Source organism: Paenibacillus nanensis (assembly GCF_003583765.1).
Classification (GTDB): Bacteria; Bacillota; Bacilli; order Paenibacillales; family Paenibacillaceae; genus Pristimantibacillus; species Pristimantibacillus nanensis.
The window spans coordinates 37967-59045 of record NZ_QXQA01000009.1 but is presented as its reverse complement, the minus strand read 5'-3'; the positions used below and the strand labels follow the sequence as shown (position 1 = coordinate 59045).

The following is a 21079-nucleotide window of genomic DNA, read 5'->3' as shown; positions in this document are numbered from 1 at the left end:
TTTCTTTGCCATCATATACAACAAGATAGGTGATAGGGATGAACATACGAAAACTTCGGCTGCATGATACAGGGGGGACGCTGTCCAGCGAGGACCGCGACGAATACGAGAAGGATTACGCCAGGCTGATCCAGTCCCCGGCGTTTCGCCGGCTGCAGGGCAAGTCGCAAGTATTCGGGGCAGGCTCCGGCGATTATTACCGGACACGGCTGACGCATTCGCTGGAGGTGTCGCAAATCGCCCGCGAGGTGGCGCGGCGGCTTGGCAAAACGTACCCGTTTCTGATGAAAAACGAGCATCCCGGACTGAAGCTGGTTCCGGAGGTTGTCGAATGCGCTTCGCTGGCGCACGATCTGGGGCATCCGCCGTTCGGCCATAAAGGCGAAGAAGTGCTGGATCATATTTTGCGTGAACGTTACGGGGTGCCTTACGAGGGAAACGCGCAGAACTTCCGGATTCTTATGTTTTTGGAGAAGCGCGCCGGAAGCGAACGCGGACTGGATCTGACCGCGGCCGTATTGCTTGCGATCAACAAATATCCGTATTGCCTGGACGATCCGAGCCGGATGAAGGGCGTCTACCCGATGGAGTGGAAAGGTATCGATTATTTGCGCGAGCTATGGGGAATGCCGAAAGGCTGCAGCACACTCGAGGCGCAGCTCATGGATCTATGCGATGACATCGCGTACTCCACGCATGATATCGAAGACGGCGTTCGCGCGGGCAAAATTGTGCTGTCGGAGGATTTTTTCGAGGATAACCGAATTGTGGACGGCGTTGTTCGGGAAATACTCGACGATCCGGCCAGCATGGCCGCGGTGCAATGGGAAAAAAGCACGGATCTAAGCGCGATGGTAAAGCGCGTACTGGAAGACTATTATTTGCAATGGAAGCAGATCCATGTGCAATACGGTAGGGAGAAATCGCGAACGAACCGTGAGATGAAGGCGAGATGGGTGAGCAAATTCGCCAGCGGCGTCGGCATAATCGACGACCCGAAGTCGGGCTGGAAACGGGTTACGTTCGTTAAGGATGACGCGGAGGACCTTGAGCTGCTTCGCACGATGGAAATTTTGAAAAAGCTGGCCTGGGTTACAATGATCAAAGATTTCCGGGTCCAGCGTCTGCAGAAGCGCAGCGAAAATATGCTCAAACGGCTGTGGGACAGCCTGGAGGACTATGAGACGGGGCGGCTTATTCTGCCGCCCGACTGGGTTGAAAGCTACGACATGCAGAAAGGCGAATGGCCGTGGGAACGGCTCGTCGCGGACTATATCGCGGGAATGACGGACGCCTACGCCGAGAAGGTCTATACGGAATTGTTCGCAAGCCGCTCGGGATCGATTTATGAGAGAGATTAAGTTACGTTCTGTGCCGTTCCATCCAAGCGACGGTCCAATCGACGAGCGGCCGCTGACGGATTAAACGAACCTCCGCGCCGCCTACGGCGTGGATCGGTACGGCATGCTCCTGCTCATATTCCGTGCCCAGCCGTATGAAGTCATGGTCATCGACCGCTTGCGTGTGATAAGACACCCAGGCGCGTTTGCCGTCCACGAACATGGCGCTGTGCTCCTCGACGTCGTGTTTGCCGGGGAAGCTTGCTTTTGTTTCTGCAAGATGAAGCGACGTGTTCTTCTCGTGACCGACGCCGATCAGCAGGACGTAGCCGTCCAGTTGATACAGGCGGTCCAGAGGCGAGCCCGCGCCGAATATATTCCGAAGATCGTGCTCTTCCGTCAAATAGGAGGCGTACCGGCCGATAGCCGCGAACGACCGCGCTGGATGGCCCGAACGTTTGGCGCCCGGCCATATGCGTATCGTCTCCGCTACGGCTCCCATGCCGACGGACGGGGTGACGAGCGGGTCGAACGCCGGCCAATGCTCCCGGATGATCGGCCACCAGGAATGCGGAATTTCCCCGTGGACGCCGGTGGACGGGTCAAGATTTTTCCATGTTTGGGCGGGCGCCAGAAGCGTTCCTTCGTCGCCGATTAGGTCCAGCAGCGCTCTTACGATGGCTTCCGCTCCGCCGGCGACGAAGCCTATGCGGCTCATGGAGGCGTGAACGATGATGTGTTGTCCCCGCGAAACTCCGCATGACACGAATGCTCTCCGCAAATCCTCGATTGTCAGAATTGCTTTGCCTTCCTCATTCATTGGAACTCCTCCTTGTTGGCCATAAAAAAACTCCGCCCCTAAAGCAGGACGGAGTTGGGCGGAGCAGCTTAAGGTTGCCGCCGCCAGCATGGCTCTCGAATTGTCCCTTTAATCTTAGAAGAGCGGATCGCGATTTGTCAACGGCAGGTTTCGTTATCGTCGTTATCTGCTATTTGCTCCCTGGCTCCGGCACCCGCATGAGTATGAAAATACCGATGATAAACAGGATGACGAGGCTGAAGACGCCTATGCTCGTATTGCCGGTGAGCTGCGCGGTGACGCCGACGAGGAAGGGGCCTAATATGGACGCGAACTTGTCGAAAATATTATAAAATCCGAAAAACCGGTTCGCGTTCTCCTTCGGCACCATGCGCGCGAAGTACGCCCGGCTGAGCGCCTGGATCCCGCCCTGCGAGGTGGCGACCAGCATCGCAAGCACCCAAAAATCGAACGCCGACTTCATAAAGTACGCGTAGACGCATACGACAATATAGACGCAAATGCCGACGTACAGCATCGTTTTGCCTGAAAACCGATCCGCCAGACGACCGTACAGTATCGCAAATGGGGAAGCGACGACCTGAGTGACGAACAGGATGATGAGCAGATCCGTCGACTCGATGCCCAGATCCGTTCCATATGCGGTGGACATCGTAATAATGGTCCCGACGCCGTCGATATAGAAAAAATAGGCCAGCAAAAAAATAAAAATCGCGCGATGCTGTTTGATTTGTTTAAAGGTCTGGAACAGGCTTTTGAAGCTGTTCGTAAGTATGCGGGGCTCACGCTTCATATAATGCTTCTGACGTACGTTGCGGAGCATCGGCAGTGTGAAGACGCCCCACCAGAGCGCCGTTATAAAAAAGGCGATTTGACTCGCGGACGTGACGGAAAGCGGCAGAATCTCTTGCTCGGCAAGCAGAATGATCGCGATGCTGACCAGAAAAGGGATGGTGCTTCCGATATAGCCGATCGCAAATCCGCGGGCGGACACTTTATTCATTCTGTCGTCAACCGTGACGTCCACGAGAAAGGCATCGTAGAACACCGCCGAGCCTGCCGACCCGATCGCGATAAACATATAACAGACAAGCAGCAGCTCCCAATTATTGTGCGGAATAAAGGCGAGCAGCGCGGTGGCTGCGATGCCGAGCAGGCTGAAGCCGGCGAAAAACGTTTTTTTGAAGCCTTGGTAATCGGCAATCGTGCCCAAGATCCGACCAAGCAGAGCAAGGACCAATGTCGAGATCGATATTGCGTACCCCAAGTATGCCGTGGAATCAGCGGCGCTGACACCCGCGCCTTCCGCGGCGGCTTTGTAGAACAGAGGGAAGACCGCTGTCGAGATGATGACGGAGTAGGCGGAATGGCCCCAGTCATACCACATCCAGCTTTTTTCTTCTTTTGTGTACGAACGCATAAGCTTGGCCTCCTCGATCGATCCGAATGCCTTAATTGTATAGGATAAGCGGGCTCATGAACGGAAATAACAAAAAATTTACATAAAAACAGATCGCTTGTCAGATAAAAAACGCATGCCGCTGACGGCATGCGCTTAGTTGACTCGCAAAAATTAGAGCTATTCTTTGACGGATTCCGCATACTTTTTGAAGTTATCTAAAATGGCTTGCCATCCGGCTTGCTGCATTTCGGCGGCATGGGTCTCTTCCGCATCGAAGGATTCAATCACTTGCGTGCAATTATCTTTGGGAACAAAGGTGATCTTCACCTTTCTGTCGTCGCCGAGCGTGTAAGCGATGCTTTCGTGCTGCTTCACCTCGTCATATACGCCGCCAAAGTCGAATCCAAAGCTGCCGTCTTTCGCTTCCATTCTAGTTACGAACTTGCCGCCAACTCTTAAATCATTCTCCGCATGCGGCGCGTGCCAGTCGTCGGAGGCTTGGTTCCATTTCGTAATATGCCTGGGCTCCGTCCAGCATTCCCAGACCTTTTCGACCGGGGCTTGGACAATCGTTTGAACCGTAATCGTAACCGGATTTGCTGCTCCCATTAAATAACCCTCCTTATTCTAAATACGCGGCGAAAGATGCGCCAGCCACCACTTATTATAACAGAATGTGGCAGATTCGCTTCTTCTCGTTTGCTATTTTTCTAAATATTTCTTCCTACAAACTAGCATTCATGCATTTCGTGCATCGGTCATATAGTGTAGGGAGGCTGTACAGGCCCCGGCGTCGTTGACGCGCGGGGCTTTTGGCGGATTGGAGGGACGTTAATGAGCGGAAGCGGCCATGAGTTGGATTTTACAATACAAGGGATGAGCTGCGCGGCGTGCGCGGCCAGAATTGAGAAGACGCTGGGACGTATGGACGGCGTCTCGGAGGTGGCGGTCAGCTTCCCGCTACGAACGGCTTGGGTTCAGGTCATTCCCGAACGGGTGACAAAGGAACAGCTGGCGGAGAAGGTGGAGCAGCTCGGCTTTACCGCGAAGCTGAACGAATCCGCGAGAGAAGGACTGCAGAGAGAAAGAGTTTGGCTGCTCATTCGGCTAATCGCGGCAACGCTATTGACATTGCCTCTCCTTGCCGGCATGACGGAGCATTTGTCCTGGCTTAAACCAGTGGCTGCCGCGCTTCCCGGCTTTTTGTTCCAGCCGTGGCTGCAGCTTGTACTCGCAACCATTATTCAATTTGTGATAGGCATGCCTTTTTACTTTGGGGCGTATTACGCCGTCAGGCAGCGAAGCGCCAACATGGACGTGCTCGTAGTCATCGGCACGACGGCTGCTTATTTATACAGCCATTACGTCGTCTTCCAGGGCGGATGGGATACTTTATTAGCGGGCGGATCGCACGGCGCGCCGTTATATTTTGAAACCTCGGCTGTTGTCATTACCGCTATTCTCCTAGGCAAATATATCGAAACGTCAGCTTCGCTCAAAGCGCAGGACGAATCGTTAGGGTTCGATCAGCTGCGCGTGCAATCCGCCATGGTGGAACGAGCGGGGAGCGTATCGGCTGTGCGAACGGAATTTGTGCGAAAAGGCGACATCGTGCACGTAGAGGCGCATGAGATCATTCCGATTGACGGCATGATCTTGCAGGGCGAATCATTGGCGGACGAGGCGCTCCTTACAGGAGAAAGCGCGGCCGTCATGAAGCGGCCCGGCGATTCGGTATGGGCGGGAACGATGAACGGACCGGGAAGGCTGATCATCGAAACCGGCGCCGCCGGTCACGACACGATGCTGAGCCGTATACAGGAGCTGGTCGTGCAGGGACAAAGAGCAAAGTCTTCGCTGCAGACGCAAGTGGATGCCGCTGCGGGCTGGTTCGTGCCGGCCATGCTGATCGCGGCGGCTGGAACGTTCCTTGCATGGGGGATGTTTGCCGATCCGGGGAATTGGAGCCGCGCGTCACTGTGCGGGATTGCCGTGCTGCTCGCCGCATGTCCATGCGCGCTAGGTCTGGCCGCTCCGATCTCGCTTGTGATCGCCTCAGGGCGCCTGGCGAAGAGAGGAATCATCGCGAAGGAGGCGGGTGCGGTCGAAAGGCTTGCTTCCATAAATACGATGCTGCTAGACAAAACAGGGACGTTAACCGAAGGCAAGCCAAAGGTGAACTATGTAGGACCGGTCGGAATCGGCAGATCGCCGCTGCTCCGGTTGGCGGCGGCGCTGGAGTCGGAATCAACGCATCCGCTTGCCGGAGCGATCCGCGAAGAGGCCGGACGGCTTGGGCTCAATGCGCCTAGCGCTGAGCGGATCACCTACATCGCGGGCGGAGGCGTGCAGGGCTGGGTGCGAGGCGAGCTGGCGGCGTTCGGCAATGCTCATTTCATAGGAAGCTTAGGTATCGAGCTGCCGCGCTCCGTGCGATTGATGGCGGCGGATAGAGAAGCGCTTGGAGAGACTGTCTTATATGCGGCGCTGGAAGGAACATGCATAGGAATTGTCGGATTCCGAGACACGCTGAAGCAGGGCGCGCGTGCGATGACGGGGGAGCTGCGGCGGCTTGGCATCGAGCCCGTTGTGGCGACGGGCGACCATGCAGCGCCGGCAAGCGCCGTTGCAAAAGCGATAGGCGTAAAAACCGTTCATGCGTCGATGCTCCCGGAAGGCAAGCTTGCGCTGATCGAGGAGCTGAAGCGGAAGGGGAGACGCGTCGCGATGGCAGGCGACGGCTGGAACGACGCTCCCGCGCTTGCAGCTGCGGATGTCGGCATCGCGATGGGGAACGGCACGTATGGAGCGCTGAACGCGGGCCACATTACGTTGTTGTTCTCGCGGCTTCCTGCTATCCCGGAAGCGATCCGGTTAAGCCGGCTGACGATTCGCAATATACGCCAGAACCTTGTTTTTGCTTTTTTGTACAACGCGGTGATCATTCCGTTCGCTGCCCTCGGTTTCCTTCAGCCTTGGATGGCGGGGACGGCGATGGCGCTTAGCTCCGTGTCTGTCGTAACCAATGCGATTCGGCTAAAAGGCCGCTTGGAGCGGGCCGGAATGAGGAAAGCCGGATGACGCTGACGTGGAACGCGATCGGACTTATTCTTCTGACGGGCTTGTTCAGCGCGCCTCATTGTATCGGGATGTGCGGCGGGATCGTCTCCGCCGTCTCGCTGCAAACCTCGGCTTCCGCCATGAAATCGATGCTCCTGTATAACACGGGGAGAATCGTGTCTTATATGATCTTAGGCGCCGCAATGGGGGCGGTCGGCTCATTTGTCGATGTTGCGGGGAATATGGCGGGTATTCGCGGTCTGGCTTCGATTATCGGAGGCTGTTTTGTGCTATTGTGGATTTGGCGAAAGGTGCAGCTGCCGTTTCTGAATCGTCTATCCGGCAAGCTGCATCAGGAGCTCGCGGCCGGCGTGCGGCCTTCTTCCGGAAAGGAAACGGCGCATTTGCTGGCGACCGGCTTTGCGTTCGGTTTCTTGCCGTGCGGTCTAACCTACGCTATGAGTATGAATGCGGCCGCAACCGGATCGCTGGCGGAGGGAGCGCTTGTCATGGCGTTGTTCGGCGTGGCAACCGTTCCTGCCCTTGTGTTCGCCGCTTCAATCGCGTCACTCGCGAACAAACGGTGGAGGCGTTTTATGCGAAAGGCGGGTGTCGTCACGGCGGTTGCGGTCGGCCTGCTGTCCATCCTGCGGGGACTCGCTGCAAACGGCGTCATCCCATCGATCTCCCCCTGGCTGTGGTAACGCGAAGCAACATCAATAAAAGCCAGTCTGCCTTTGCGGTAGACTGGCTTTTTCGTTTATCCGTTAAGACGTTTTTTGTTCTGCTGAGCTACAGTCAGCATTGCGACATAAAAAGGCTGGACGTTAAATTTTTTGCCGAACTCGAATTTATAGGCGGCAGTGCTGATGTTGTTCGAGCGATAATATGGCGAGGCGATGTAATGGATCGTTACCTCGCTGTCATCGAACCCCGTTCCCGCCGTCTCCATCGTCACATCGAAAATGGAATCAAGGTCGATGCTTGCCACTCTCGTCTTTTTGCCGGTAACGCCTTGGTGGTCGACCAATATGATTCGGCTATCGGTCACAATAAAGGTGTCCCTCACCAGCCTGAAGCCAGTCTGAATCGCTTCGTTTGGCATCAGAAATCCGCCGTATTGAGCTGTTAATTCCTGGGGAGATAATTGCGAGTAGTTGCCGAGCAGACCGTTTAGCAGAGACATTATTCCTTCCTCCTTCGCAGATATAAAGGTACGTCTAAAGTTAAGTTTACTACAGAGATCTAATCCTGCGCACTAGATTCTTTAAATTGCCGCTGATGTCACCGTGGTGATTCTATCCGCAGAAAATCGGTTATACGCGATGCATACGACAGCAATGGCCGGTTTATTTTGACCGAGTTCTTCCGGTTTCGTCATGCGGGCATAGGTTTCCCGAGTTCTACCCCCTCATTGCGGATAAACGGGAAACGGCCGGGCTTCCGCTGTATCTTTCATCCGCCGGCTCAATATACCGCCTTTAACGTTCGGCTTATTGCCGACGCATGATCGCCGTCGATGGTAAGCGTCGCTTTCCAGAGACCGGCCATAAGCGGCACGCCTTCTCCGGTGTATACCCCAGGCGAGGTTTCAGTCAGCCGGAAATCGTAATCGCCGCATTCCATATCGATCATTTCAAGCTTGATCGCAAGCTCTGCCCCGCGCAGAGGCTCGCCGCCTGCGTCGGTTAAGGTCAGGCGAAACCTATTGCCTTGCAGCACGATTGCGGGATAATCCTCAATCTGCCATTGCAGATGGCCGTTATCGAAACGATGCTCCGTAACGGCGGAATCCGCTGAAATGGCGGAGGGACGAAGCAGCAGTGCGGCAATGACGATAGCAGCTGTTCCAACCAGCGCGAACATCAGCCATGAAGCCCATTTACTTTGAGCGGTTTTGGTCAGCATGCTTGCCGTGTCATCCATTGACATGGTGTTCCTCCTTATATTTTATGTCGTTAATTAATTTGCGAATTGACATCCTATGTTTACCTATGTGCGAAACAGGCTCTCTTATACCTGTTTACAGATCCGCCACATTTGTTTCCGTAACTGTGAGAAATGTGTTGGACAAAAACAAAGAAGGCGTGTATAGTAACTACTGATCATTTAATAGTCGAAAGCAACAGGTGCCAAACGAATGTCCAGACGCGGATATTCGTGGAAGCTTAATAGGGAAGCCGGTGCAAATCCGGCGCGGACCCGCCACTGTAAGGAGGGCGGCGCAAGCTCGACATCGAGCCTGCGCGCAGCCATCGCCGCCGCAGCATGTCACTGAGCCAATGGCTTGGGAAGACGCGGCGCGCGACAATCCGAGCCAGGAGACCTGCCTGTATGCGTTAACGCTGTTACCTACGTGGACTTAGGGAGGTGTTGGAGAAGCTATGCGCATTCGCGGCATTTGCAGCGGATGTTACGGGGCATTTCCGGCACAGAGGCCGGGAATGCTTTTTTTTGTGGGCTTGGAGATTGGATTTATAGACAAACGTACATAGGAGTGAAAGAAACGATGAAAGCAACAACGTGGACAAGCATAAAAACGGCCATGAGCTTGATGCTCATTATGATGATGGTATTCCTGGCTGCCTGCGGCGGGAATAATGGGGCGAATAACGGAAACGCAAACAACAACGGAACACAGACGGAGCAGGGAGCTTCGAATACGCCGTCGGAGGAGCCGTCGGAAGAGCCATCCGGTAACGTGCCTGGCGAGACGGTATATCCGATCACGGTAACGGACGCGACGGGAACGGAGCTGACGCTGGAAAAGGCGCCGACCGCGATTGTTACCCTCGTGCCGAGCGAGACGGAAACCATCTTCGCCATCGGCGCCGGCAAATCGGTCGTCGGCGTGGACGAATGGAGCAACTATCCGGAGGAAGCGGCAGCCGTGGCCAAGATCGGCGATATGACGACCAACATCGAGTCGGTCGTTGCGCTTAACCCGGATTTGATTCTAGCGTCGTCCTCGATGAACGCGGATGCGATTGCGAAGCTTCGCGAGCTGAACCTGAACGTCTACGCGACGAACCCGAAGACCTACGACGAAGTCGTTGCGAAAATAGAAGAAGTCGGTAAAATGGTGAATAAACAAGCTGAAGCTGCGGAAGTCGCAAACCGGATGCGCGACGTGAAAGAGCAGGTCGTAAGCGCAGTGAAGGATGCGGAAAAGAAAAAGGTGTACTTGGAGTTTTCCCCAGGTTACACAGTCGGTTCCGGCGAGTTCCTCGACGAGATTGTAACGCTGGCGGGCGGTATCAACATCGCTGCCTCGCAGCCGGGCTGGTTCGAAGTAAATGCGGAAGAAGTGATTACGCAAAATCCTGAAATTATTATTTACCCTGACTTCGGAGAGGAGAAAAGCTCGATCGTCGCGGGCATCGAAGCAAGGCCGGGTTGGGACGCCGTCGATGCGGTGAAGAACAACCGGTTAGTCGAGGTATCGAACGATCCTCTTGTGCGCGTCGGCCCACGACTCGCGGATGGACTGTTGGAGGTAGCAAAGGCGATCCACCCAGAGCTTATCAAATAGATGTTGCGATTAAAAGGTTTGGCGTATGGAGGAGCAGCTATGCTCCTTCTTGCTGTTTCTATAATAGGATGTCTGTCTATCGGATCGGCCGGGCTGTCATTTGGGGATGTATGGGGAATCCTTCTGCATCAGCTGCCCGGCATGCCGGATGCTGAGGCGAATTGGTCAAGCGGAGAGATCGCGGTCGTGACGCAGGTTAGGCTGTCGCGCGTCATTCTGGATGTGCTCGTAGGCGCAAGCCTCGCGCTTGCGGGAGCCGGCTTTCAGGGAGTGCTGCGCAATCCGCTCGCGGACCCTTATACGCTTGGCGTCGCGTCGGGCAGCTCGGTTGGCGCGGCTCTCATTATTTTTATGGGCTGGCAGATGGTTCTCGGCATTTGGACGGTGCCGCTCGTCGCGTTCAGCACCGGAATCGTTACTTTAATGGCTGTCATATGGCTTTCTCGAAGCAAAGGCGTCATGCAGATCGAAACCGTTATTTTGTCCGGCGTCATCATTCAATCGTTTCTCGGCGCTTTCGTGTCGCTTTTGGTTTCGATGTCGGAAGGCGTCGTGAATCAGATCTTATTCTGGATCATGGGCTCGCTCGCGCTCAGGAGCTGGGAGCATGTCTATATGGTTCTTCCTTTTTTATGCGTCGCCTTTCCGATCCTTCTGTTCCACGGTCAAGCGCTCAATTTGTTTACGCTCGGGGAGCGGCATGCCGCGAATCTTGGCGTTAGGGTCGAACGGACAAAGCTTGCGGTGCTGATCGTATCGACGCTGCTGACCGCGGCCGCCGTATCGGTATCCGGCGTCATCGGATTTGTCGGCTTGGTCGTGCCGCACGTGATCCGGCTGCTGGTCGGTCCGGATTATCGGCTTATCATTCCGCTGTCCGCGATGGGCGGCGGCGTCTTTATGCTGTGGGCCGACACGCTGGCGAGGACCGCGCTTGGCGCGAAGGAGCTCCCGCTTGGCGTCGTGACGGCGCTTGTCGGCGCGCCGATATTCGCTTATTTGCTTCATCGGCGGATGAAGGTCGAAGGAGGCGGCAGGGAATGAAGATGAAAGCGAACCAATTGACGGCGACGCGGCAGGGCAATCTTGTGCTGGATTCGGTCTCGTACAGCTTCGAGGCGGACCGGTTCTACGGGATGATCGGGCCAAACGGGGCGGGGAAAACGACGCTCCTGCACCTGCTGTCCGGCACGGACCGTCCGGACCGCGGCGAGGTGCTGCTGGATGACAGGCCGATCGCGGAAGTGCCTCGAAAAACGCTGGCCCGAAGGCTGGCTGTCCTGCAGCAAGGCGGCCTACCGCCGGTAGGCTTTACCGTGCGCGAGGTTGTGGCGATGGGGAGATATCCGCATCAAAATTGGCTGGGCGGTGAGGAAAGCGATCCGGCTTCGATCATCGATGAAGCGCTCGACACGATGGGCCTGCGGCATCTCCAGAAGCGCAGGCTGCATCAATTAAGCGGCGGAGAGCGGCAGCGCGCGGCGCTGGCGAAGCTTATGGCGCAGCAGCCTGACATTTTATTGCTCGATGAGCCTACCACTTATTTGGATATCGGCTATCAGGTCAGCTTGCTGGATACGGTACGCGCCTGGCAGCGGGAGAAGGGGCTGTTAGTCATTGCCGTGCTGCATGACCTGAACCTGGCGGCTTTATATTGCGATGAACTGCTTGCTTTGCATAACGGTAAAATCGCAGCGGCAGGCACGCCGGAGGACGTGCTGCAGCCTTCGGTCATCGAAGAGATGTACGGCACCCAGACAACGGCCATCAGGCATCCGATAACGGGGGCTCCGCAGCTGATGCTGCAGCCGAAAGCTTAACGGAGAACGGGTAGAAGAGAGGAAGATAAGGAATGGACGAGCATAAAGAAACAAATGGAGAGCGGGCGCTTAAGGAAACGATTCGCCGGATCCGCCCCATGGACGACGAGGCGGCACGGCTTGCGCGCAGCCATTCCGACAGCTTGACGAAACCGCCGGGCAGTCTGGGCAAGCTGGAGGATGCTGCGGCAAAGCTTGCCGGCATTACAGGGGAGCTGTGGCCGGATTTGTCCAAGCGGGCGGTCATCGTCATGGCCGGCGACCACGGCGTGTGCGAAGAGGGAGTCAGCGCATTCCCGCAGGCGGTAACGCCGCAGATGGTGCACAACTTTTTGAACGGCGGCGCGGCGGTCAACGTCTTGGCGCGGCAGGCGGGGGCCGAGGTCGTCTGCGTCGATATCGGCGTTGCCTCGGAGCTTTCGCATGAGCGGTTAATTAGCCGCAAGGCGGTATGGGGAACCCGTAATATGGCGAAAGAACCGGCAATGACCCGGGAAGAGGCGGTATCCGCTGTGCTGACCGGCATTGAGGTGGCCCAAGAGCAGCTGCAAAGAGGCGTCCGTGTATTCGCTACGGGAGAGATGGGCATCGGCAATACGACGGCAAGCGCCGCAATCGTATCGGTGCTGGCCGGTTTGCCGGTTAGGGAAACGGCAGGCCGCGGGACGGGAATCGACGACAAAGCGTTGTCGCATAAAATCAATGTCGTTGAGCGGGCGATCGCGCTGAACAAGCCGGATCCGGAAGATCCGATCGACGTGCTGGCGAAGGTAGGAGGAGCGGAGATCGCCGGCCTTGCCGGCGTCATACTCGGCGCAGCGTCGAACCGATGCCCCGTCGTGATCGACGGCTACATCTCATCCGCCGCTGCGCTCATTGCAATGAGGCTTTGCGAGCATGCGCGGGAATATATGCTGGCATCGCATTTGTCGCAGGAACGCGGCCATGCCCTGCTCCTACAGAAGCTGGGGCTCTCGCCGCTCTTGCAGCTTGACATGAGACTCGGAGAAGGCACGGGCGCCGTGCTCGCTTTCCATCTGCTCGACGCTTCGATTCGTTTAATGCAGGAGATGGCGACCTTCGACAGCGCGGGAGTTTCCAAGTCTTAAACGGGAGGACGACAATGGCCATTATGGTAACGGGCGGGGCAAGGAGCGGCAAAAGCCGATTTGCCGAAGCGTATGCAAAGAGAGCGGGCTCCCGCGGCATCTATATCGCCACCTGCCAGCCCTATGATGAGGAGATGAAGGAACGGATCGCCTTGCATCAGGCGGACCGGGATCAGCCAGATTTCCAATGGGAGACGATCGAGGAGCCGTTCTCGGTTGCCGAACGGCTCGATCAGCTCGCGGAGCGATTCAGACTGGAGAGCGATACGGCGTATCGAAAGTCAGAAGGTTGGCAGCCGCCAGTGGTTCTCGTGGACTGTTTAACGTTATGGCAGACGAATTGGCTGCTCCGTGCGGAAGAAGACACGGACGGCGCGTCGATTTTAGATAGGGAACAGAAGCGGCTTGCCGAATCCGCGGGGCGCTATTCCTATCCGCTGATCTTTGTGACCAATGAGGTCGGGGACGGCATCGTGCCGACCTATCCGCTCGGCCGGCGGTTCCGTGACGAGGCGGGGAGGCTGAACCAGCGAATGGCGGACATTTGCGAACGCGTTTTTCTTGTAACGGCGGGTATACCGGTTGAATTGAAATCGATCGCATTCCGCTGGGAGGATCTATGATCTTCTACAGCATGCAAGAGATTCTGCTTCTTTGCGCGGCAGCCATCGTCATCGATTTGCTGATCGGCGATCCGAAATGGCCGACGCATCCTGTCATTTGGATAGGCAGGTTCATTCGTTTGTTGGAGGGCCGACTCCGAAGGGAGGGAGCTCGAATGTCGCCGCGATCCCTTAAGTGGCGCGGCATAGGATTGACAAGCGCAACACTCGCTGCAAGCTATTGCGTCTTGTGGCTGCTCGCGGCGATTGCGGATGCGATCCATCCATGGGCGGGGTATGCGGTATCCGCATGGTTTATTTCGACGACAATCGCCGTGAAAGGCTTGAAGGACGCGGCCATGCTGGTGTACAAGCCTCTCGTAGAAGGAAGGCTGACGGAAGCGCGCAAGTATACGGGTTATATTGTGGGCCGCGACACGCATGACTTAAGCGAAAAAGAAGCGGTCCGCGCGACGGTGGAGACGGTGGCGGAGAATACGGTGGACGCTTTTGTCTCGCCGATCGTATTCGCTCTGCTTGGAGGCGCTCCGCTTGCGATGCTGTACCGCGCCGCGAATACGCTGGATTCCATGGTCGGCTACCGGAACGAGACGTATCTTCATTTCGGCTGGTGCTCGGCTCGTCTCGATGATGCGTTGAATTACATACCGGCAAGAATAACCGGTATGCTTATGATTTTCGCCGCTTGGCTTACTCCCGGATTGTCGGCAGGGCGCAGCTGGCAAGCGGTAAGGACTTTCGCCGCTCTCCATCCGAGCCCGAACAGCGGAATACCGGAGTCCGCCTTTGCCGGTGCGGCGGGCGTGCAGCTTGGCGGCGAGAACCGGTATTTCGGCGTCGCCAGCGAACGCGCCCGTATGGGTTGGCCGATTCGCGAGCTGGAATCCCAAGATATTAGGAGAGCGGCGAAGATGCTGTACAGCGTTTGTCTTCTTATTCTAACAGGAGTGTTGGTGGCAGGATTATGGGTGTCTTAAAGCTGCATATGCAGGCGGCAATCGCCGCCATCCAGTTTCTAACCCGCTTCCCGGTCCCGGTACAAGTCCCGTTCGAGAAGCCGGTATTAACCCGCAGTGTCATTTATTTTCCGCTGGCGGGCGGCTTAATCGGTGCCGCGCTAGGGGCGGCGTCATGGCTGCTAAGCTTTGTGCTGCCTCCTTGGCCTGCTGCCGTGATTGTGCTGGCGCTTTGGGCCGGACTTACCGGCGGACTGCATTTGGACGGATGGATGGATACCGCGGACGGGGTACTGAGTCACCGTTCAAGAGAACGGATGCTCGAAATTATGAAGGACAGCCGGGTCGGCGCTATGGGTGTTATCGCGGGTGTGCTTCTGCTGCTGTTGAAAGCTGCTCTTCTTGCCGAACTGCTAAAGCTAGGGGACATAGAAGGGATGGCTCCAATTACGCTGTTCATTCTCGGTACCTCCCTGAGCCGGGCTTGGATGGCGGCGGCTATCGCGGGATGGCCGCCTGCCAGACATGGCGAAGGAATGGGAAATTTATTTAGCGGCGTTAACAAAATACAGGCTACCGGTTCGTTTGCAGCGGCGGCAATCCTTTCATTCATTGCATTAATGATTAATTACATTAATCATGAACATCCGTTCTACCTAATCGGGATCGCGCTAATGGCAGCCTGCTTCATGTCCATCGTTTGCGGCTGGACCGCAGCCGCGTGGCTGAACAGAAAGCTCGGCGGCTTGACGGGCGATACCTATGGCGCGATGAACGAGTTCATCGAGACCGTACTACTATTGGCGGCAATAATCTGGGCACAGCCGGTATAACAAGGGGGAGCAACGATGCTTGAGCGATATGGACACGGGGGAGATTTGAAATCGGCTGAAGAGAGCTTCGGATTGCCGGCTTCATCTTTCCTTGATTTTAGCTCCAATATGAATCCTTACGGACCGCCCGCTGCCGTATTTGACGCGCTGCTGCATTACAAACACGACATTACCAACTATCCGGACCCGGTATCGCGAAGCTTAAGAGCGAAGCTGGCGCAGCGGCACGGCATTGAACCGGACTCCATTCTTGTAGGGAACGGGGCTGCGGAATTGATCGATTTGGCCGTACGGGCGCTTAGACCCGCGAAAGCGGCGATTGCGGTTCCATGCTTTGCGGAATACGGCGATGCGATCCGGAAGTCGGGGGCGGCGCTTTACGAAGGGCGGCTGTCTGCAGCGAGCGGATTTCAGTTGGATCGAAGCTGGGTGTCGGCGGCGATTGCAGAGTCGGGGGCCAGTCTCTATATGCTCGGATCGCCGAACAATCCGACAGGCGCTCTAATCGATCCTGCGTTAATAAGGGAGCTTCTTGAATCGGGTGCAACGGTTATTGTGGACGAAGCGTTTATGGATTTTGTGCCGGAGGAGGGCCGCTTCAGCCTTCTGAAGGAAGCGGCGTTCCGCCGGAATTTGCTCGTCCTCCGCTCGATGACGAAGTTTTATTCGATTCCCGGCATCAGACTCGGCTACATCGTCGGACATCCGGAAGCGTTAGCCCCGCTGCGTGCGCTGCAAGTGCCATGGAGCGTAAATTCGCTAGCGCAGTCGATTGGCGAGGCGGTGCTGGACGACGAAGAATTCGCCAGAACGAGCTTAGCCTGGTTGCAGGAGGAACGGCCGTTTTTGCAAAGAGAGCTGCAATCTTTCGGGTTGTATGTGCATGAAAGCCAAACGAACTATTTGCTGCTTCGTATTCCCGATGAGCTACTGATGACAGCCGCCGCATTGCAGCGGGAAATGGGGAAAAAAGGGGTGCTGATCCGCGATGCTTCCAAGTTCCCGGGCCTAGATGACAGCTATATCCGGGTCGCCGTAAAGCGAAGAGAGCAGAACGAAAGACTGATTGGGACGCTTAGAACGATCTTGACAGAAAATGGAGTCAGCCGGAATGACCGGACTTGATGAGAAACTTGAAGAGAACCTTGATGAGAAGCCCGCCCATCGGAACGGACGAATCGCGAAAACATTAATGGTTCAAGGAACGGCCTCCGATGTCGGGAAAAGCTGGATTGTTGCCGCGTTGTGCCGAATCTTCGCGCAAGACGGGTTGCGGACGGCGCCGTTCAAATCGCAAAATATGTCGAACAACGCTTACGTCACAGTTGACGGCAAAGAAATCGGGCGCGCGCAGGGCATGCAGGCTGACGCCTGCGGCATCATGGCGACAACGGATATGAATCCGATCCTGCTGAAGCCGACCAAGGAGATGTCTTCTCAGGTTGTCGTTCACGGTAAGCCGCTGCGCGAGTATGAAGCCAGAGAATACCGGGAGAGCTATCTCCCCACTGCGGGGCGAATCGTCCGGGAGGCGCTAGGCAGGCTGCGCGGCGAATACGATATCGTGGTGATGGAAGGGGCGGGCAGCCCGGCGGAAATTAATTTGAAGGACCGCGACATTGTAAATATGCGGATGGCCGCTTGGGCGGACGCCCCTGTTATTCTGGCGGCGGATATCGACCGGGGCGGCGTATTCGCCTCCATTGTCGGAACGCTCGAGCTGCTGGAGCCGGAGGAAAGAGATCGGATTCGCGGCTTCATCATCAACAAGTTCAGAGGTGACGTTTCGCTCCTTAAGCCGGGCCTCGACTGGCTGGAGGAACGGACGGGCAAGCCCGTGCTTGGCGTACTTCCTTTCTTGCCGGGGCTCGCGCTGGAGGACGAGGATTCCTTGTCGCTTTCCAATGCGTTTAGGTTCAATTCTGCGGGACAATCGAATACGGAGTCCGATAAGCTGGATGTAGCGGTCATCGGTTTACCGAGAATCGCCAACTTCACGGATGCGGACCCGCTGCGCTGCGAGCCCGATGTCAGGCTTCGTATCGTGCAGCGCCCCGAGGAATGGGGGAAGCCCGATATCGTAATCCTTCCAGGCAGCAAAAATACGGCGGAAGATTTAGCGTGGCTCCGTGATCAGGGCTTGGCCGACTGTTTGAAGAGCCATCTTGCCGGCGGAGGCAGAGCGGCCGGGATATGCGGCGGTTATGAAATGCTGGGACATAGACTGCTGGATCCAGACGGCGTGGAATCCGACCGCAAAGTGACCGAAGGGCTGGGGTTTTTCCCTTTCGAGGTATTATTTAACGACATTAAACGTACGGTTCGGGTGGAAGGAAATGCGTATTTATGGGGGAACAACGGAGCCGGTAAGGGGAGCGCGGCTGCCAGGTGTCTGCCGATTAACGGCTATGAGATCCATATGGGGAGCATGCATCCGCTGAATGATGAATTGATTCAGCCGTTCCGCATAAGAGAGTGCGGCTCCAGCAGTCTTGAGCTGAGTCCTGAAGGAGCATGCACGTCCGACGGGCGGCTCTGGGGAACGTTTGTGCACGGCATCCTTCACAATGACGACTTTCGGCGCGCGTGGCTGAACGAGGCAAGAGCGGATAAAGGACTCGCGCCGCTCTCCGCGGGGCATCCCTTCCAGGAACGAAGGCAAGCTTCGTTTGACCGTCTGGCTGCGCATGCAAGGGAGCATTTAAATCTACCGCTCATCTACAAAATCGCGGGGCTTGAATCAGGGGAGGGGAATCGCGATGGCTCAGCCATTTCGTAAAGGCAGTTCCTATCAATCGGAGCTCTGGCAAGGGCTGGAGCTGCGGCTCATGGAGGATCGGATTGCGATGAAGGCTCCGGGCGAGCTGTACACGCTGAGCAGCGCCGTGCTGTCAGGCGGCTTCAGCCGGTCGTCTGTGTTCGTGAACTGGAAGGTGCCGCTGCATTACGATTGCAGCGACCCGGTATCCGACCTGCTGCGCCAGTGCAGAATATGGGGTTACAACCCGAGCGAAACCGTCGGCCTCATCACTGCGGCGAAGCTTACGCACGCATCCGTCATCGAGAAGGATGGTGACAAGTTCCGGCTTATATGCTGTACGACGGCGGGGACGAGGAATGCGGCGAAAGCGGGAAGTCCAAGAACGACGTTTTCCGCCTACACCGCAGGAACGATTAATACCATGCTCGTCATCGAAGGCGCGATGACGATGTCGGCTATGGTGAACGCGGTCATGACCGCGACGGAGGCGAAGGCTGCCGCTTTATGGGAGCTTGGCATCCGAGACAGCGGGAGCGGCGAGCTTGCGACCGGGACGACAAGCGACGCGATCGTAATCGGAGTCAGTCAAACGCCGATCCAGGGAGCGGTTCACGCTTACGCAGGCACGGCTACAACAATAGGCTGCGCAATCGGCGAAGCCGTGTATGAATCGGTGCTGGAATCGGCCGGTACGCAGCAAGAGGTCTAAGAGAGTCCCAAATGGGCAACGCTTAATAGAATACGAGACGGAAAAGGATATGCGGTCGGATATGCGCTTAACGAAGAGATGCGGATAAACGTTTTATCCAAATTATGATAGAAATGGAAGTGCCGGGATCTGCAACTTTTCTTGTCGAGAAACGTCTATACGTGTGAGCTTAATAAGGCGATAGCCTCGAACAGCCGTATACTTAGATAGATTAGGAGTTGTAGAGAATGGTTCAACTTAGAACGGGAGCGAGGAAAAAGGCGGCTGCGGTGCTGCTGTCCGCGGTTCTGCTGACGGCGCCGATGAGTCACGCGGCCGCGCAGGATTCACCGACGGCGGGCACGACGTATGTCGTTTTTTATTTGGACAACGATGAAGCTTTCCTGAACGGGGAACAGGTGACGCTAGATGCTCCCGCCGTTGCGAAGAAAGGCAGAACATATGTGCCCGCGAAATTTCTCGGCGACGCGTTCGGCATGAAGGTCGAATGGCAGGAGAAAACACGCACCATTTTGATGGAGACGCCTGATCATGAAATATTGCTTGACACCGTTAATAAAAAAGCGTGGGTGAACGGCTACGCTTATCCTTTCGACGATGTCGCGATGCTGATGAACGGCAGACTCATGATTAAACTGACGTGGTTGTCCGAATATATGGGCGCAACGTATACATATAATCAGGAGCTGCGCCGCGTCGATGTTATCTATGTGAAGAAGCCAGCCGGCAATTATAATCCGGATCTTAATAACTCGGCGCCTGTCGCCAAATTTTCGTTAGGCAAGGAAACCTATCGGATCGGCGAGCCGATCAAATACGTGAATCTCAGTTATGATCCGGATGCCGAAGGACTGAAATTCGAGTGGACGGGGAATGAAGAAGTGTTCTTTAAGGCAGGGACTTATCCCGTTACGCTGGTCGCTACCGATAAGAAAGGGCAGAAGAGCGCGCCGTTTACGCGCGAAGTCGTCGTTACGAATGAAGTCTACTTGTCCGAAGTCGAATATCCGGTCTTCACGAAGCCGGTAGGCGGCTACATTCCAACGGACTGGGGCATGCTCAACAAGCATTATCTCAATTTGCCGGATGTCCCGAAAACGATTAAGGAAGATAAGTCGCGCACGCTGCTTCTAAGCGACAGCCCCGAGACGTTCAAGGAGCTGGGCATCCTGTATCAGGACAGCGTGAACGGGAAAGGACGCTTGTACGCGGACCATTTGAACGGTACGGACAAGACGGTCAGCTTCGCAATTCTGGCGACGAATAAATCGGACAAGCCGGTAACGATCACGACGACGAACAAAGGCGAAGTGTATCCGTCGATCTATGCGCATCTTATCGGAAGCGAAGCGATGGTCGATTATCTGCTGAACGATTCCGAAGAGGAGACAATTACGATTCCGCCGGGCGAAACGTTCATCTATAAGCAGTTCCCGGACTTCTACCCGGGCTCCGGCGTGAACCTGATGTATGATGTAGAGACGGACGGCGAAGTGCAGTTTACGTTTGCGGCGGCGGAGAAAGCGTCCAAATCGATGCTCGATATGCCGAAGCTCCCGTTCACCGGCCATATCCGGGGGACGTTCCAGATCGAAGGCTTCGATTGGAAGATGGATTTGTCGGAGACGGGGCTTAAGAAACCGATGAAGCTGGTCATCGGCGACGGCAAGAAGGATCCGTTCCAGACCGGCTTCGACCCGCAGCGCGGGACGGAAGCGACGCTGTTCGGCAACTACGGCACCGTCTATAAGATTCATTCCGACAAGCCGAGAAAAATGGCGGTCATGATTATTGCCAAAGGCGGTCCGTTCAAAGGCCCGTTCAAAATAAACGGCGAAATGGTCAAAGTGCCGGCTTCCGGCGTCTTAACCGCATTTGACGGCATGATCATTTTGGCGAAAACGACAGGTAAGGAAGAAAGCCTGGATATCGAGTTCAGCCCGCCGGCCGGCTCGGCATTCCCGATTAACCTTATTTTCTACCCGTTGGATGATCGCTCGCAATAAACAATGAAACGGCATCGCTGCTCTTCCGGGAGGCGGCGGTGCTTTTCTTTGGAATAAATACGATAGAACCGTAGACAACCAGCCCTTAATAACGTTACAATAAAAAGC

The 21079-nt window shown here is 55.9% G+C and carries 19 protein-coding genes and 1 riboswitch; of the genes, 14 read left to right on the top strand and 5 right to left on the bottom strand.

From position 1 onward, the window contains the following. Positions 1-38: 38 nt before the first annotated feature. Complete coding sequence (locus tag D3P08_RS14915) at positions 39-1361, top strand: deoxyguanosinetriphosphate triphosphohydrolase family protein (protein WP_119600497.1); 1323 nt, start codon at positions 39-41, stop codon at positions 1359-1361. A 1-nt stretch (position 1362) separates the two neighbouring features. On the opposite strand, the gene D3P08_RS14910 is transcribed toward D3P08_RS14915, so the two are convergent. The 3 genes from D3P08_RS14910 to D3P08_RS14900 form a co-directional block, all read right to left on the bottom strand. Next, positions 1363-2160: an AAC(3) family N-acetyltransferase gene (locus tag D3P08_RS14910; RefSeq protein WP_119600496.1), complete on the bottom strand. Its 798-nt coding sequence runs from the start codon at positions 2158-2160 to the stop codon at positions 1363-1365. A gap of 169 nt (positions 2161-2329) precedes the next feature. Continuing rightward, positions 2330-3580, bottom strand: a complete 1251-nt coding sequence (locus D3P08_RS14905) for an MFS transporter (RefSeq protein WP_119600495.1) — start codon at positions 3578-3580, stop codon at positions 2330-2332. A 159-nt stretch (positions 3581-3739) separates the two neighbouring features. Next, positions 3740-4171, bottom strand: a complete 432-nt coding sequence (locus D3P08_RS14900; protein WP_119600494.1) for an SRPBCC family protein — start codon at positions 4169-4171, stop codon at positions 3740-3742. A gap of 225 nt (positions 4172-4396) precedes the next feature. Here D3P08_RS14900 and D3P08_RS14895 point away from each other — a divergent pair, with 225 nt between their 5' ends. Beyond that, positions 4397-6643: a heavy metal translocating P-type ATPase gene (locus tag D3P08_RS14895; protein ID WP_119600493.1), complete on the top strand. Its 2247-nt coding sequence runs from the start codon at positions 4397-4399 to the stop codon at positions 6641-6643. Further along, positions 6640-7326: a sulfite exporter TauE/SafE family protein gene (locus tag D3P08_RS14890; RefSeq protein ID WP_119600492.1), complete on the top strand. Its 687-nt coding sequence runs from the start codon at positions 6640-6642 to the stop codon at positions 7324-7326. Before D3P08_RS14895 ends, D3P08_RS14890 begins: the two co-directional genes overlap by 4 nt. Positions 7327-7382: 56 nt before the next feature. Here the strand turns inward: D3P08_RS14890 and D3P08_RS14885 are convergent, their stop codons facing one another. Together D3P08_RS14885 and D3P08_RS14880 are read right to left on the bottom strand one after the other, a co-directional pair. Continuing rightward, positions 7383-7808, bottom strand: coding sequence for a PH domain-containing protein (locus D3P08_RS14885; protein ID WP_119600491.1), 426 nt, complete (start codon positions 7806-7808; stop codon positions 7383-7385). Between the two features lie 281 nt (positions 7809-8089). Beyond that, entirely contained in the window at positions 8090-8554 is a 465-nt protein-coding gene (locus tag D3P08_RS14880) for a FixH family protein (protein WP_119600490.1), read from the bottom strand. A gap of 178 nt (positions 8555-8732) precedes the next feature. After that, a riboswitch (cobalamin riboswitch) is annotated at positions 8733-8970 on the top strand. A gap of 161 nt (positions 8971-9131) precedes the next feature. On the opposite strand from D3P08_RS14880, the gene D3P08_RS14875 reads away from it, so the two are divergent. The 11 genes from D3P08_RS14875 (at position 9132) to D3P08_RS14830 (ending at position 20971) form a co-directional block, all read left to right on the top strand. Beyond that, on the top strand, positions 9132-10154 hold the full coding sequence (locus tag D3P08_RS14875; RefSeq protein WP_119600489.1) for an ABC transporter substrate-binding protein: 1023 nt from the start codon (positions 9132-9134) through the stop codon (positions 10152-10154). A gap of 39 nt (positions 10155-10193) precedes the next feature. Beyond that, a complete protein-coding gene (locus D3P08_RS14870) occupies positions 10194-11198 on the top strand; it encodes a FecCD family ABC transporter permease (RefSeq protein WP_119600488.1) in 1005 nt (334 codons plus the stop codon). Beyond that, complete coding sequence (locus tag D3P08_RS14865) at positions 11195-11974, top strand: ABC transporter ATP-binding protein (protein WP_240647546.1); 780 nt, start codon at positions 11195-11197, stop codon at positions 11972-11974. The genes D3P08_RS14870 and D3P08_RS14865 overlap by 4 nt, the downstream gene beginning before the upstream one ends. Before the next feature lie 32 nt (positions 11975-12006). Next, the gene (gene cobT / locus D3P08_RS14860) at positions 12007-13083 is read left to right on the top strand and encodes a nicotinate-nucleotide--dimethylbenzimidazole phosphoribosyltransferase (protein ID WP_119600487.1); all 1077 of its coding nucleotides are present in this window, start codon (positions 12007-12009) and stop codon (positions 13081-13083) included. Positions 13084-13097: 14 nt separating this feature from the next. Beyond that, positions 13098-13706 (top strand): bifunctional adenosylcobinamide kinase/adenosylcobinamide-phosphate guanylyltransferase, encoded by a 609-nt coding sequence (cobU, locus tag D3P08_RS14855; RefSeq protein ID WP_119600486.1) that lies wholly within the window; start codon positions 13098-13100, stop codon positions 13704-13706. Further along, positions 13703-14683, top strand: a complete 981-nt coding sequence (gene cbiB, locus D3P08_RS14850) for an adenosylcobinamide-phosphate synthase CbiB (RefSeq protein ID WP_119600485.1) — start codon at positions 13703-13705, stop codon at positions 14681-14683. The genes cobU and cbiB overlap by 4 nt, the downstream gene beginning before the upstream one ends. Continuing rightward, positions 14671-15495, top strand: a complete 825-nt coding sequence (cobS, locus tag D3P08_RS14845; RefSeq protein WP_119600484.1) for an adenosylcobinamide-GDP ribazoletransferase — start codon at positions 14671-14673, stop codon at positions 15493-15495. The genes cbiB and cobS overlap by 13 nt, the downstream gene beginning before the upstream one ends. A gap of 15 nt (positions 15496-15510) precedes the next feature. Continuing rightward, complete coding sequence (gene cobD, locus D3P08_RS27320) at positions 15511-16620, top strand: threonine-phosphate decarboxylase CobD (protein ID WP_162848493.1); 1110 nt, start codon at positions 15511-15513, stop codon at positions 16618-16620. Beyond that, a complete protein-coding gene (locus D3P08_RS27315; RefSeq protein ID WP_162848492.1) occupies positions 16607-18274 on the top strand; it encodes a cobyric acid synthase in 1668 nt (555 codons plus the stop codon). The genes cobD and D3P08_RS27315 overlap by 14 nt, the downstream gene beginning before the upstream one ends. Continuing rightward, positions 18255-18965: an adenosylcobinamide amidohydrolase gene (locus D3P08_RS14835; protein ID WP_119600483.1), complete on the top strand. Its 711-nt coding sequence runs from the start codon at positions 18255-18257 to the stop codon at positions 18963-18965. The genes D3P08_RS27315 and D3P08_RS14835 overlap by 20 nt, the downstream gene beginning before the upstream one ends. A 227-nt stretch (positions 18966-19192) precedes the next feature. Beyond that, entirely contained in the window at positions 19193-20971 is a 1779-nt protein-coding gene (locus D3P08_RS14830; protein ID WP_119600482.1) for a stalk domain-containing protein, read from the top strand. Positions 20972-21079: the final 108 nt, after the last annotated feature.